A 12,571-nucleotide genomic window follows, 5' to 3' on the forward strand; every position below is an offset into this window, starting at 1 on the left:
TGACCGGGCAGCGGTCAGGCGGGTGCGAACCCGTAGACCTGGCCGTCGCTGGTGGCGGTCACCACGCGGCCGTCGTGGCCGATCGACACGCCGACCGGCCACCCGCTCGCGTTCGGCAGCGGGTAGGTGTTGACGGTGGAGCCGTCACCGAGCGTGAAGATCGTCAAGGCCAGACCCGCTGAATCGCCGTCTCCGTCGCGGACGACCGCATAGCCGAGGCCGGCAAGGCTGCTGGTCGTCAGCGGTGCCACGTCGTCACGGGTCCAGAGCTCCTCGCCGTCGTCGGCGGTGTCGCGGATCGCGACGAGGCGGGAACCGGGCCCGCCCCCGGCGATCACCAGCCCATCGGGTGTCACCGACGGCGGGGTCTGCGCGAGGTAACTCAGGGGAACCGACCACTTCGCGGATCCGTTGGCGGTGTTGATCGCCCACAGCCGCTCATCGCGGCCGTTGACGTACACCGTCGCTCCGTCGTGCGACAGCACCGGACTGGCCAGTGGGCCGCCTCCGACCGCGTCGCTGGTCCATTCGCGGGTCAGTTGCGGCGTCTGTCCCTGCTGGTAGCGCAGGCCGACGAGCACCGGCTTGTCGGCGCCGGGCTCCCAGAGCGTCAGCACCACCATGCCGTTGGACTCCGAGTAGGCGGGTGCGGCGGCGATCGGACACTCCGGGCGGGCCTGCCTGCAGTCGGCCAGACCACGTTCGGAGTCGCGGGGATCCAGGCCGGCGACGAGGTCCAGCGAATTGCCGGTGACGGTGCCGCGATGGGCGTCGAAGACCAGCACCTGGCCGAGGTGGGTGACCGCCAGCACGCGCCCCGGCGCCACCAGCCGTGCGGTCAGCGGGAGCCCGATCACCGGTTTGCGCCAGCGGACCCACTGGGTGGTGGGGAAGGACTGCAGCAGCCCCGGCTGCCCGATGTAGAGGTTGTCGAATCCGTCGAACAACGGGCTGGCGATGCCGCCGCCCTGCACCAGGCGGGTACACCACCGCTGCCGGGCACGGTTGTCGACCTCCCAGACCATCAGCGAGCAGCCGCCCTCGGTCTGGGCGTTGACGGCAAGATAATTACCCGACCCCAGCGCCGCCTGCGCGGCGAGGCTGCCCTTGACCGAGCGTCCCCATTCCAGTTGCAGCGTGTCGGCTCCCCGGGTCGGGGTCGAACTGGAGTTCGCCGCGTCCGCGTACTGCGCCGACCAGCCGGTCGCGGCGCGGGAGTCGACCCAGGAGTCGGTGGTGCCGCAGCCGGCGAGCACGCCAGCGACCAGCGTCGTCCAGGCCACCACGATGATTCGCCGGAGCACGGAATCCCTTCTGGTCGTGTTGTACGTCAGCCCACGTGAGGGTAACCGGCGCCGGGTGCACGGCCGTGGACCTCCCGCCCGAGGGCCGGGCGAGCCTGCCGACCCGGGAGGCGTCCGGGATGGGCGCGTAGGCTTTTCGGCCATGACAACGATGTGGGGTGCGCCGCTGCACAAACGTTGGCGAGGCTCGCGGCTGCGGGATCCGCGTCAAGCCCGGTTCCTGACCCTGGCGTCGTTGAAATGGGTGCTCAAGAACCGGGCCTTCACCCCCTGGTACCTGGTTCGGTACTTCCGGCTGTTGAAGTTCAAGCTTGCGAATCCGCACATCATCACCCGCGGCATGGTCTTCCTCGGCAAGGATGTCGAGATCCAGGCCACCCCTGAGCTGTCCCAGATGGAGATCGGTCGATGGGTACACATCGGCGACAAGAACACCATTCGCTGCCATGAGGGTTCGCTGCGCATCGGCGACAAGGTGGTTCTCGGACGCGACAACGTCATCAACACCTACCTCGACATCGAACTCGGCGACTCGGTGCTGATGGCCGACTGGTGCTACATCTGCGACTTCGATCACCGGATGGACAGCATCGAGTTACCGATCAAGGACCAGGGGATCGTGAAGGGGCCGGTGCGCATCGGTCCCGACACGTGGGTGGGTGTGAAGGTCAGCGTGCTGCGCAACACCTCGATCGGCCGGGGCTGCGTTCTGGGATCGCACGCCGTGGTGCGAGGTGAGATCCCCGACTACTCGATCGCCGTGGGCGCACCGGCGAAGGTGGTCAAGAACCGCAAGCTGTCGTGGGAGACGTCGGCGGCGGAGCGGGCGGAATTGGCGGCGGCGCTCGCGGACATCGAACGGAAGAAGGCCGCGCGCTAGCTCGACAGTCGGCGGGCAGCCGCGCAGGTGCGGGAAGCACTGCGGCGACGCTGCGGGGATGACAGCATCGCGAGGTGTCCTCGAGGAAGCTCCAGACGATCTCCTATCCGGCCAGCGGCGCTCATCCCTACCGCAGAGACGAACCTCCGCTGGCCCCGTTCGTGATCGTGCTGTTCGGCGCGACCGGCGACCTGGCCAAACGGAAACTGCTTCCGGGCATGGCCTACCTGGACCAGTCCGAGCTGGCGCCGCACATCCAGGTCGTCGGCACGTCGCTGGAGGACCTGACCGACGACGAGTTCCGTGCCCTGGCACGGGAGGCGGTCGACGCTCACGGCACGCACAAGCTCACCGACGAACAGTGGGAGAACTTCGCGAAAATCCTGACCTACGTCCCTCAGAGCGCGGGTCCGGACGCCCTCGCGGCTGCGGTGTCCGAGGCCGAATCCCGGCTCCTGGCCGGATACGGTTCATCCGATGCCGGCGAGGTGCAGCGGCTGCACTATCTCTCCGTACCTCCCGACGCGGCGCGCGCCGTGATCACCATGCTGAGTGAGGCGGATCTGGTACGCCGGTCGCGGGTGGTGATGGAGAAGCCGTTCGGCACCGATCTGGAGAGTGCGGTCGGGCTGAACAAATTCGTGCACGAGACGTTCAAGGAACGGCACATCTTTCGCATCGACCACTTCCTCGGCAAGGAAGCCGCGCAGAACATCCTCGCGTTCCGGTTCGCCAACGGGTTGTTCGAGCCGATCTGGAATCGCAATTTCATCGACCACATCCAGATCGACATTCCCGAAACGCTCGGGCTGGACGAGCGGGCCGGCTTCTACGAGAGCACCGGGGCCTACAAGGACATGGTCGTCACACACCTGTTCCAGGTGATGGCCTTCGTCGTCATGGAACCGCCGACGGCCTTGGAGCCTCGCGCGATCAGCGAGGAGAAGAACAAGGTGTTCCGCTCCATGCTGCCGATCGACTGTTCCACCGTCGTCCGCGGACAGTTCAGTGGATATCGCGAACTCGACGGCGTGGCAAGGGATTCCGATACCGAGACGTTCATCGCGCTGAAAGTGGGCATCGACAACTGGCGGTGGGCGGGGGTGCCGATCTACCTGCGCACGGGCAAGCGGATGGCCGAAGGTCAGCGGATCATCTCGATCGCGTTCAAGGAGGCGCCCCGCACGATGTTCCCCGCCGGATCCGGTGTGGGATCGCAGGGGCCCGACCATCTGACATTCGATCTGGCGGATGCGTCGAAGGTGTCCCTGTCGTTCTACGGCAAGCGCCCCGGACCCGGGATGAAGCTGGAGAAGATGTCGATGCAGTTCTCGACGCAGGAGACCGAGCAGAGCAACGATGTGCTCGAAGCCTACGAGCGGCTCATCCTGGACGCGATGCGCGGCGACCACACGCTGTTCACCACGGCCGAGGGCATCGAATCACTCTGGGAGCGTTCGACGGACCTGCTCGTCGACCCGCCCCCGGTGAAGATGTATCAGCCCGGGACGTGGGGGCCGAACTCCATCCACCAACTGATCGGCCCGAATGCCTGGCGGCTGCCTTTCGAGCGGGAATGGCGCGAGCGCAGAGACTGAGCGCGCTCATCGGGCCCAATGCTCTTCGCGCAAGCGCTCATCGGGCCCAATGCTCTTCGCGCAAGCGCTCATCGGTCCGGCAGGGGGCGCTCCACAATCGTTCGCCTCGGCTGCGGCCGTCGCTCGGCGCGCTTGGCCGCGAGGTAGACCTGCGCTGTCTCGGCGGCCACGGTGTGCCAGGCGAAGTCGGAGGTGAGCCGGGCCCGCGCCGCTGTCGCACGCTCCTGCGCGGCCGCGGGCGCGTCGAGGACGGCCCTGATGGCCGCGGCCAGCGCGGTCACATCGCTCGGCGGATACGACATGCCCGTGACGCCGTCGATGACGGCCTCGCCGAGACCGCCCGCGGTCGAGGTGACCAGCGGGGTGCCGGTCGCCGCGGCCTCGAGCGCGACGATGCCGAACGGTTCGTAATGCGAGGGCAGCACCGCGACGTCAGCGCGATGCAACAACGTGAGCAACTGGGAATGATCAACCCTGCCAACGAATTTCGTCGCCTTGAGGACCTTGTGGCGCCGCGCCTGCTCGGTGAGGAAGCCCAGCTGGGTGCCGTCACCGGCGATCGTCAGGGTGGTACCGGGATGGGTGCGGCGAACCTTGGGCAACGCCGCGATCGCGTCGTGCACACCCTTCTCGTACTCGAGACGTCCGAAGTACAGCAGTTCCGCCGGTCCGGAGTGTGCGCGCCGCGCCGCGAACGGCCAGCCGTCGGTGTCGATGCCGTTGGGAATGACCGAGATCTCGGCGAGCTCGGGTCCGAACAGCGCGCTGATCTCGTCGCGCATGGACGCAGAACACGTGATCAGCGAGTCGGAATCGCGCACCAGCCACGACTCGAGGGCGTGCACCTGCCTGCTCACGGATCCCGAGACCCACCCCGAATGCCTGCCGGCCTCGGTCGCGTGGATGGTGGAAACCAGTGGCACGTCGAAGAATTGGGCCAGCGCGACCGCAGGGTGGGCGACGAGCCAGTCGTGGGCGTGCACGATGTCGGGACGCCAGCCGTCGAGGCCGAAACCCGCACGGATCATCGAGTGCCCCATGGCCAGCACCCACGCCATCATGTCCGTGCCGAAGCCGAACTCGTGGGGATCTTCCGCCGCGGCGATCACCCGGACACCCTCGTGCGTCTCGTCGGTGGTCGGATGCGTCTGCGGATCCGTGCCGGTCGGGCGCCGGCTCAGCACCACCACCTCGTGGCCGGCCGCGACGAGTTCGGTGGCCAGGTGATGCACGTGCCGGCCCAGGCCGCCGATCACCACCGGCGGGTACTCCCAGGAGACCAGCAGAATCTTCATCTTCATGGCGCCGGCAGCCTCCGGGCGTCGAGCGCACCGAACAGCCCGTCGGCGCGATTCCAGCCGTCGGCCAGCTGCTGCGCGTGCTCGCGGCGGCCCGACGCCAGTGCGTCGGAGATCTCCCGCGTGGCGTGGGCGTGCAGATGGGCGCGGTAGCGCGCATAGTCCGCGGCGGAGTCCTTGCTCACCATGAACGGCCAGTCACTCGACACCGTCAACAAGGTCTCGCGAAGGATCTGGTCGGCCACGAAATCCCTTGGGGTGGGCGAACCCAACGCCGCACCGTGGGCGAGTGCCTTGTCCACGGTGCTCAGTGCCACGTCGACGACCTCACTGTTGAGCTGCACCAGATCGGCCACCTGGTCGCCCGACCACACCTGCCAGTCCTTGCCCGAGCCCCACGAGCTCGGCGGGAGATCGACCGGGGCACCGACATAGCCCTCGGCGATCGCATCCGACAGCGTGCCGACCCGCACGCCGGCGGCCGGCAGCGCCCGCAGCACCCGCTCCAGCCAAACCGGGCCCTCGTACCACCAGTGCCCGAACAGCTCGGTGTCGAACGCGGCGACGACATGGGCGGGCCGGCCGATGCGTTCGCTCTCGGAGACTAGGCGCCGGCGCACGGTGTCGACGAAGTCGGCGACATGGACGTCCACCGCGGCGTCGGCGCGCGCCGGATCGTAGGGTGCCTTCGCGTCCGAGGGCACGTTGCGTCCCGTCACCCGAGCGGGTTTGAGCCCGGTGGCGTGGTCGTAGGTGTGGAAGTCGCGGTAGACGCTGTGTCCGGGATATCCCGATTTGGGCGACCACACGCGGTAGCTCACCTGAAGGTCGCGACCGAACGCGACGACATCGGAACCGCCGACCGGTCGGCCGAGCGAGGTGTCTCCGCGCAACGACGGCCCGTCGACCATGAAGTGGGTGACACCGGCGTCGTCGTAGCCGATTTCCATCCCCGGTGCGTACGCGCATTCCGGCGCCCAGATCCCGCTCGGGCGGTGGGCGAACCGCGCGTGGGCATCGGCGAGACCCTCGCGCAGCGCGAACTCGCGCAGACGTGGATTCAGCAGTGGCTGGAAGGGGTGAGCGAGCGGGCCGCCGAGCAGTTCGATGGTCTGGTTGTCGAGCAGTTCGCGAAACAACGGGCTCGCACCGTGCCGCCACAATGCGTCGAACTCACCGAGTTCCCGTTCGGCCTCGTCGTATTCGCGAACACCGAACTGCCGCAGGGCCTGTGGCTGGGATGCGGGTGGGGCGCCCGGCTCCGAGCTCCGCGTCGTCGAGGCCTCCAGCGCCCGCAGTTGCCAGTTCGCGAGCCAGTGGTTCATGCCCTGCAGGCAATACGGATCGTCCAACTGGGCGGCCACCACCGGGGTGATGCCCAGCGTGATCAGGTGTCGGCGGTTCTCGGCGGCCAGCGTGCGCAGCACGCGTATCAGCGGCAGGTACGCAGCCGACCACGACTGATAGAGCCATTCCTCGCCGACCGGCCAGCGACCGTGATGCGCGAGCCACGGCAGATGCGTGTGCAGAACCAGCGTGAAAAGTCCTGGTACCGAATTCTTTTCGTCCCCAGACGCGACGTCTGCGTGGCTCACGGCCGCACCGCGATCGCGACCAGATCCAGACTGTCGTCGATGTGCCGGCCGGGTGTGGTGTCCGACCCGGCGGTCAGATCGAAGTGGTCGATCGTCACCGACTCCACATCGGCGAGCAGATCCGGGGGCCAGGGAGCATCCGCGACGGCGCGGGCGATCTGCGCCTCGATGATCGAGCCGCCGTGGCGGGCGTCGAGTTCGACGAGCGGCGGGCCGTGAAAAACACCGAGCATCGTCTCCATCGCGAAACCCGCGGACTCGATCAGCTCGGTGAGTTCGGCGGCGTCGAGTTCACGGGTGTGGAACGGGTTCACCGGGGCGTCCAGTCCGGGGGAGAACGTGATGCGGTTGGGTGTCGACATCAGCAGGACCCCGCCCGGGCGCAGCACTCGCGCGCACTCGGCGACGAACTGGCCCTGGTCCCACAGATGCTCGATCACCTGGAAGTTCACCACGACGTCGACCGAGCCCGACTCCAGCGGCAACTCGGCGAGGTTGCCGTGACGCATGTCGACGCGCGGGTAACGCGCCCGGACGTGTGCGACCGCGCTCTCGTCATAGTCGAGGCCGATGACGCTGCGTGCGACCTCGGCGATCAGGTCGGCGCCGTAGCCCTCGCCGGAACCGGCCTCCAGCACGTCGCGGTCACGGCAGCGCTCGACGAGCCGCCGGTACACCACCTCGTGGCGGCGGAACCAGTAGTTCTCCTCGGCCAGACCCGGGATCGTCCGCTCGCCGGTGAGGGGCAGTCCGGGATCACCGTTCGTCACTGATGCGCTCATTAGAAAGGCAGGCTAACCCGTAACGGACCGTTGGCGAACTCTTCGCGAGCGCGATGTGATCGCCGCGGCGACAGATCGCAAACATCGACCAGCTATGGTGTTTCTGCGAGCCCCCCAAAGTTACCGGCGGGTAACATGGGGTTGATTGCATCAAACGTGGTATTGCAGGCCGGCCACCGGCCTCATCGAGGAGGACGAACCAGAGTCATGACGAATATCGTGGTCCTGATCAAACAGGTCCCTGACACGTGGTCCGAGCGCAAGCTGTCCGAAGGTGACTGGACGCTGGACCGGGAAGCCGCCGACGCCGTTCTCGACGAGATCAACGAGCGCGCTGTCGAAGAGGCCCTGCTCATCAAGGAGAGGGAAGGCGGCGACAGCACCGTCACCGTGCTGACCGCCGGTCCCGAGCGTGCGACGGAGGCCATCCGCAAGGCCCTGTCCATGGGTGCCGACAAGGCCGTGCACCTGCTCGACGACGGCCTGCACGGCTCCGACATGGTGCAGACCGGCTGGGCCCTGGCCCGCGCGCTGGGCACCATCGAGGGCACCGAGCTGGTCATCGCCGGCAACGAGGCCACCGACGGCACCGGCGGTGCCGTCCCCGCGATCATCGCCGAGTACCTCGGCCTGCCGCAGCTGACGCACGTGCGCAAGCTGTCGGTCGAGAACGGCAAGGTCACCGGCGAGCGTGAGACCGACGACGGCCTGTTCACCCTCGAGGCGTCGCTGCCCGCGGTGGTCAGCGTCAACGAGAAGATCAACGAGCCCCGCTTCCCGTCCTTCAAGGGCATCATGGCCGCGAAGAAGAAGGAAGTGACCACTCTGACGCTGGCCGAGATCGGTGTCGAGGCCGACGAGGTCGGTGTCGCCAACGCCGGCTCGAAGGTGCTGTCGTCGACCCCGAAGCCGCCGAAGACCGCAGGCGAGAAGGTCACCGACGAAGGCGAAGGCGGCAAGAAGGTCGCCGAGTACCTGGTCGCCCAAAAGATCATCTAAGACACCCATTCCGCAGATTTCCTGACAGACACAGAGGCAAACAGAACCCATGGCTGAAGTACTTGTGCTCGTCGAGCATGCTGAAGGTGCTCTGAAGAAGGTCACCGCCGAACTGATCACCGCAGCGAAGAAGCTGGGTGAGCCCTCCGCGGTGGTGGTCGGCAAGCCCGGCACCTCCGAAGGACTGGTGGACGGGCTGAAGTCGGCCGGCGCCGCCAAGATCTACGTCGCCGAATCCGACGACGCGGAGAACTACCTGATCACCCCGTATGTGGACGTGCTGGCCGCGCTGGCCGAGTCCGCGACGCCCGCCGGTGTCGTCCTCGCCGCCAGCGCCGACGGCAAGGAGATCGCCGGTCGTCTGGCCGCGCGCATCGGCTCGGGCATCCTGAGCGACGTCGTCGAGGTCCAGGACGGTGGCAAGGCCATCCACTCGATCTTCGGCGGCGCCTACACCGTCGAGGCCGAGGCCGTCGGCGACACCCCGGTGATCACCGTGCGTCCCGGCGCGATCGAGGCCGAGCCGTCCGACGGCGCCGGCGAGGTCGTCAACGTCGAGGTGCCCGCGCCGGCCGAGAACGCCACCAAGATCACCTCCCGTGAGCCCGCCGTCGCGGGTGACCGTCCGGAGCTGACCGAGGCAAGCGTCGTCGTCGCCGGTGGACGTGGCGTGGGCAGTGCCGACAACTTCGGCATCGTCGAGGAACTCGCGGATTCGCTGGGCGCCGCTGTCGGCGCCTCGCGTGCCGCGGTGGACTCCGGCTACTACCCGGGCCAGTTCCAGGTCGGCCAGACCGGCAAGACCGTGTCCCCGCAGCTGTACATCGCCCTGGGCATCTCCGGCGCGATCCAGCACCGGGCCGGCATGCAGACGTCCAAGACGATCATCGCGGTCAACAAGGACGAAGAAGCCCCGATCTTCGAGATCGCCGATCTCGGTATCGTCGGCGACCTGTTCAAGGTCACCCCTCAGCTGACCGAGGCGGTCAAAGCCCGCAAGGGTTAACCCGCACCTCACGCAGTCGCGAGGCCCCCATCTCACACCGAGGTGGGGGCCTCGTGCATGTCTCGGCTCCGAACCGTCACCCACCGCTCACGAACACGTCACACGCCGATTGCCCGCACGCCCCACGCCTGCGCGACCGTGCAGCCATGAACGCCAGTTCTGTTCTCATCCCCAGCGACCACTCCGTGACGGCCGGTTCGGTCCCGCGCTACAGCATGCTGCTGTGCACCGACCCCGCGTCGATCGAGGCGGCACAACGCCTCCGCTACGACGTCTTCACCTCCGAGCCGGGCTATACCCTCAACCGCGGCACCCTCGACCGCGGCGCCGCCCCCGACGGTCTGGACGCCGACCGGTTCGACGAGTTCTGCGACCACCTGCTGGTGCGCGACGACGACACCGGGCAGCTCGTCGGGTGCTACCGCATGCTGCCTCCGCCCGGGGCCATCGCCGCCGGAGGTCTGTACACGGCGACCGAGTTCGACATCTCCGCACTCGATGCCCTGCGGCCGTCCCTGGTGGAGATGGGACGCGCCGTGGTGCGCGACGGGCACCGCAACGGCGCGGTGGTGCTGTTGATGTGGACGGGGATCCTCGCCTATCTCGACCGCAGCGGCTACGACTACGTGACCGGTTGTGTGTCGGTGCCGGTCGCCGATCCCGACGGTCTGACCCCGCCGGGAAGTCGACTGCGCGGCGTCCGCGACCTGGTTCGGCGGCGAAACGCCGCGCCCCCCGAATACACGGTGCGTCCGTACCGCCCCGTCGTCATCGACGGTCATCACCTCGACGACATCGCCGCACCGCCGCGGGTGAAGGTGCCGGCGCTGCTGCGCGGCTATCTGCGCCTCGGCGCGCAGGTGTGCGGCGAACCGGCCCACGACCCGGATTTCGGTGTCGGAGACTTTCCGGCCCTGCTCGACAAGCGCCGCGCCGACGTCCGCTATCTGACGAGACTGCGCTCGGCTGCGGCTGCTGCGGCGGACGTGACGCGGTGACCGTCACCCACGGCCACGCGTGGCTGCAGGCCGCGACATGTGACGCGGGGTGCGTCGACGCCGGCGCCGACGGGCCGGGCCGCCGCTGGGTGGTGGCCCTGCGCACGGGCGTCCGCGTGTCCGCCGCGCTGACCCTGTTCACCGGGGTGTGGCTGCTTGCGCTGCCGCTGCCCGGGCGGTCACACCTGCAGCGGGGATACTGCCGGCTGATGCTGCGCAGCCTCGGGGTCCGCATGTCCGTGGCGGGCGGGCCGGTCCGCAATCTGCGTGGCGTCCTGGTGGTCAGCGGCCACGTGTCCTGGCTCGATGTGTTCGCGATCGGGACGGTGCTGCCCGGGTCCTTCGTCGCCCGCGCCGATCTGGTCACCTGGCCGGCGCTGGGCCCGGTGGTGCGCTTGATGAAGGTCATCCCGATCGACCGGGCCCGTCTGCGGCGGCTGCCCACCGTGGTCGCCTCGATCGCCGACCGGCTGCGAGCCGGGCAGACGGTGGTCGCCTTCCCGGAGGGCACCACGTGGTGTGGCCTCGGTTACGGACGATTCCGGCCGGCGATGTTCCAGGCCGCCGTCGACGCCGGCCGCCCTGTTCAGCCGCTGCGGGTGAGCTACCGGCACAGGGACGGTCGCCCGTCGACCGTGCCGGCCTTCGTCGGGGACGATTCGCTGCTGGATTCGATCACCCGGGTGATCACCGCGCGTCGCACCGTCTGTCACATCTCGGTCGAATCGCTGCAGCTGCCGGGGCGCGACCGCAGGGAGCTGGCGGCCCGGTGCGAGTCCGCTGTCCGCGGGCACAGCGCACCCGTGCCGCGCGCGACGGCGGCGGCCTGTGGCGGAGGGCATGCGCTGGTCGCGTGAGCGCGATAGGGGAGCACGGCTGCGTGGCCGCTATCCTGGAACGGCTATGTCTGCGTCCGCGGCCGCTCCCCGGCCGGTCTACCTCGACCACGCCGCCACCACCCCGATGCGCCCTGCCGCCATCGAGGCGATGACGGCCGCGCTGGCGACGGTCGGTAACGCGTCGTCGTTGCACGGCTCGGGCCGCACCGCCCGGCGCAGGCTGGAGGAGTCCCGTGAGACCCTGGCCCAGCTGCTGGGCGCGCGCCCGTCGGAGGTGATTTTCACCGCCGGCGGCACCGAGAGCGACAACCTCGCCGTCAAGGGCATCTACTGGGCCCGTCGTGACGCCGAACCGCAACGACGGCGGATCGTCACCACTCCCGTCGAGCACCACGCCGTCCTTGACGCGGTGCAGTGGCTGGCCGACCACGAGGGCGCCGAGGTCACCTGGCTGCCGGTCGACGAGTACGGGGCGGTCAACCCCGCTGATCTGCGCGTGGCGCTGAGCGAGACCGCCGACGTGGCGCTGGTCTCGGTCATGTGGGCCAACAATGAGGTCGGCACCATTCAGCCGATCGCCGAGCTGGCCGCCATCGCAACGGAATTCGGTGTCCCGATGCACAGTGACGCGATTCAGGCGATCGGTCAGCTGCCCGTTGACTTCGGTGCGAGCGGACTGTCGGCGATGAGTGTGGCCGCCCACAAGTTCGGCGGACCCGCCGGCGTGGGCGCGCTGCTGCTGCGCCGGGATACGGCGTGCGTCCCTCAGCTGCACGGCGGCGGCCAGGAGCGCGACGTCCGTTCCGGCACACAGGATGTCGCCGGTGTGATCGGGATGGCCGTGGCCGCGCGCGACGCCGCGGACACGATGGAACCGGTGACCGCCCGCGTGCGCGAACTGCGGGACCGTCTCGTCGCAGGCGTGCTGGAGTCGATCGACGATGTGGATGTCAACGGCGCTCCAGGCCAGGGCCGGTTACCCGGCAACGCGCACTTCACCTTTCGCGGGTGTGAGGGAGATTCCCTGCTGATGCTGTTGGACGCCAAGGGAATCGAATGCTCGACCGGTTCGGCCTGCACCGCGGGTGTGGCGCAGCCGTCGCACGTGCTGACCGCGATGGGTGTCGACCCGGCCAGTGCGAGGGGATCACTTCGCCTGTCTCTCGGGCATACCAGCACCGAGGCTGACATCGAGGCCGTCCTCGAGGTTCTTCCCGCCGCGGTGGACCGTGCCCGGCAGGCCGCCCTCGCGAGTTCGGGACGGCACTGACG

The 12,571-nt window shown here is 68.6% G+C and carries 11 protein-coding genes; 7 read left to right on the forward strand and 4 right to left on the reverse strand.

Translation table 11 applies throughout. The annotated features are described in order from the left end of the window. Positions 1-14: 14 nt before the first annotated feature. Positions 15-1,304 (reverse strand): BamB-related PQQ repeat family beta-propellar protein, encoded by a 1,290-nt coding sequence (locus DYE23_RS09720; protein ID WP_115327101.1) that lies wholly within the window; start codon positions 1,302-1,304, stop codon positions 15-17. A gap of 142 nt (positions 1,305-1,446) precedes the next feature. Here DYE23_RS09720 and DYE23_RS09725 point away from each other — a divergent pair, with 142 nt between their 5' ends. Both DYE23_RS09725 and zwf read left to right on the forward strand, forming a co-directional pair. Beyond that, a complete protein-coding gene (locus DYE23_RS09725; protein ID WP_115327102.1) occupies positions 1,447-2,184 on the forward strand; it encodes an acyltransferase in 738 nt (245 codons plus the stop codon). Between the two features lie 74 nt (positions 2,185-2,258). Continuing rightward, on the forward strand, positions 2,259-3,782 hold the full coding sequence (gene zwf / locus DYE23_RS09730) for a glucose-6-phosphate dehydrogenase (RefSeq protein WP_013472178.1): 1,524 nt from the start codon (positions 2,259-2,261) through the stop codon (positions 3,780-3,782). 68 nt (positions 3,783-3,850) lie between these two features. On the opposite strand, the gene DYE23_RS09735 is transcribed toward zwf, so the two are convergent. The 3 genes from DYE23_RS09735 to DYE23_RS09745 are packed head-to-tail and all read right to left on the reverse strand — an operon-like array spanning position 3,851 to position 7,457. Next, positions 3,851-5,077, reverse strand: a complete 1,227-nt coding sequence (locus DYE23_RS09735) for a glycosyltransferase family 4 protein (protein WP_041788678.1) — start codon at positions 5,075-5,077, stop codon at positions 3,851-3,853. 2 nt (positions 5,078-5,079) lie between these two features. Further along, on the reverse strand, positions 5,080-6,675 hold the full coding sequence (locus tag DYE23_RS09740; RefSeq protein WP_115327103.1) for a 1,4-alpha-glucan branching protein domain-containing protein: 1,596 nt from the start codon (positions 6,673-6,675) through the stop codon (positions 5,080-5,082). Further along, the gene (locus tag DYE23_RS09745) at positions 6,672-7,457 is read right to left on the reverse strand and encodes a methyltransferase domain-containing protein (RefSeq protein WP_011895104.1); all 786 of its coding nucleotides are present in this window, start codon (positions 7,455-7,457) and stop codon (positions 6,672-6,674) included. The genes DYE23_RS09740 and DYE23_RS09745 overlap by 4 nt, the downstream gene beginning before the upstream one ends. A 207-nt stretch (positions 7,458-7,664) precedes the next feature. Between DYE23_RS09745 and DYE23_RS09750 the strand changes: the two genes are divergently transcribed. From DYE23_RS09750 to DYE23_RS09770, 5 genes are all read left to right on the forward strand, one after another. Continuing rightward, positions 7,665-8,456, forward strand: a complete 792-nt coding sequence (locus DYE23_RS09750) for an electron transfer flavoprotein subunit beta/FixA family protein (RefSeq protein ID WP_011895103.1) — start codon at positions 7,665-7,667, stop codon at positions 8,454-8,456. Between the two features lie 49 nt (positions 8,457-8,505). Next, complete coding sequence (locus DYE23_RS09755) at positions 8,506-9,462, forward strand: electron transfer flavoprotein subunit alpha/FixB family protein (RefSeq protein WP_115327104.1); 957 nt, start codon at positions 8,506-8,508, stop codon at positions 9,460-9,462. Positions 9,463-9,608: 146 nt separating this feature from the next. Next, a complete protein-coding gene (locus tag DYE23_RS09760) occupies positions 9,609-10,460 on the forward strand; it encodes a GNAT family N-acetyltransferase (RefSeq protein ID WP_115327105.1) in 852 nt (283 codons plus the stop codon). Continuing rightward, entirely contained in the window at positions 10,457-11,317 is an 861-nt protein-coding gene (locus tag DYE23_RS09765; RefSeq protein ID WP_115327106.1) for a lysophospholipid acyltransferase family protein, read from the forward strand. Before DYE23_RS09760 ends, DYE23_RS09765 begins: the two co-directional genes overlap by 4 nt. Before the next feature lie 46 nt (positions 11,318-11,363). After that, entirely contained in the window at positions 11,364-12,569 is a 1,206-nt protein-coding gene (locus DYE23_RS09770) for a cysteine desulfurase family protein (protein ID WP_115327107.1), read from the forward strand. Positions 12,570-12,571: the final 2 nt, after the last annotated feature.

Origin of the sequence: Mycolicibacterium gilvum, from assembly GCF_900454025.1 — a bacterium.
Lineage (GTDB): Bacteria > Actinomycetota > Actinomycetes > Mycobacteriales > Mycobacteriaceae > Mycobacterium > Mycobacterium gilvum.

Bases quoted from the DNA above. Each gene is read 5' to 3' on its own strand.
- DYE23_RS09725 (WP_115327102.1), top strand. From the start codon at position 1,447: ATGACAACGATGTGGGGTGCGCCGCTGCACAAACGTTGGCGAGGCTCG.
- DYE23_RS09735 (WP_041788678.1), bottom strand. From the start codon at position 5,077: ATGAAGATTCTGCTGGTCTCCTGGGAGTACCCGCCGGTGGTGATCGGC.
- DYE23_RS09745 (WP_011895104.1), bottom strand. From the start codon at position 7,457: ATGAGCGCATCAGTGACGAACGGTGATCCCGGACTGCCCCTCACCGGC.
- DYE23_RS09750 (WP_011895103.1), top strand. From the start codon at position 7,665: ATGACGAATATCGTGGTCCTGATCAAACAGGTCCCTGACACGTGGTCC.
- DYE23_RS09755 (WP_115327104.1), top strand. From the start codon at position 8,506: ATGGCTGAAGTACTTGTGCTCGTCGAGCATGCTGAAGGTGCTCTGAAG.
- DYE23_RS09760 (WP_115327105.1), top strand. From the start codon at position 9,609: ATGAACGCCAGTTCTGTTCTCATCCCCAGCGACCACTCCGTGACGGCC.
- DYE23_RS09770 (WP_115327107.1), top strand. From the start codon at position 11,364: ATGTCTGCGTCCGCGGCCGCTCCCCGGCCGGTCTACCTCGACCACGCC.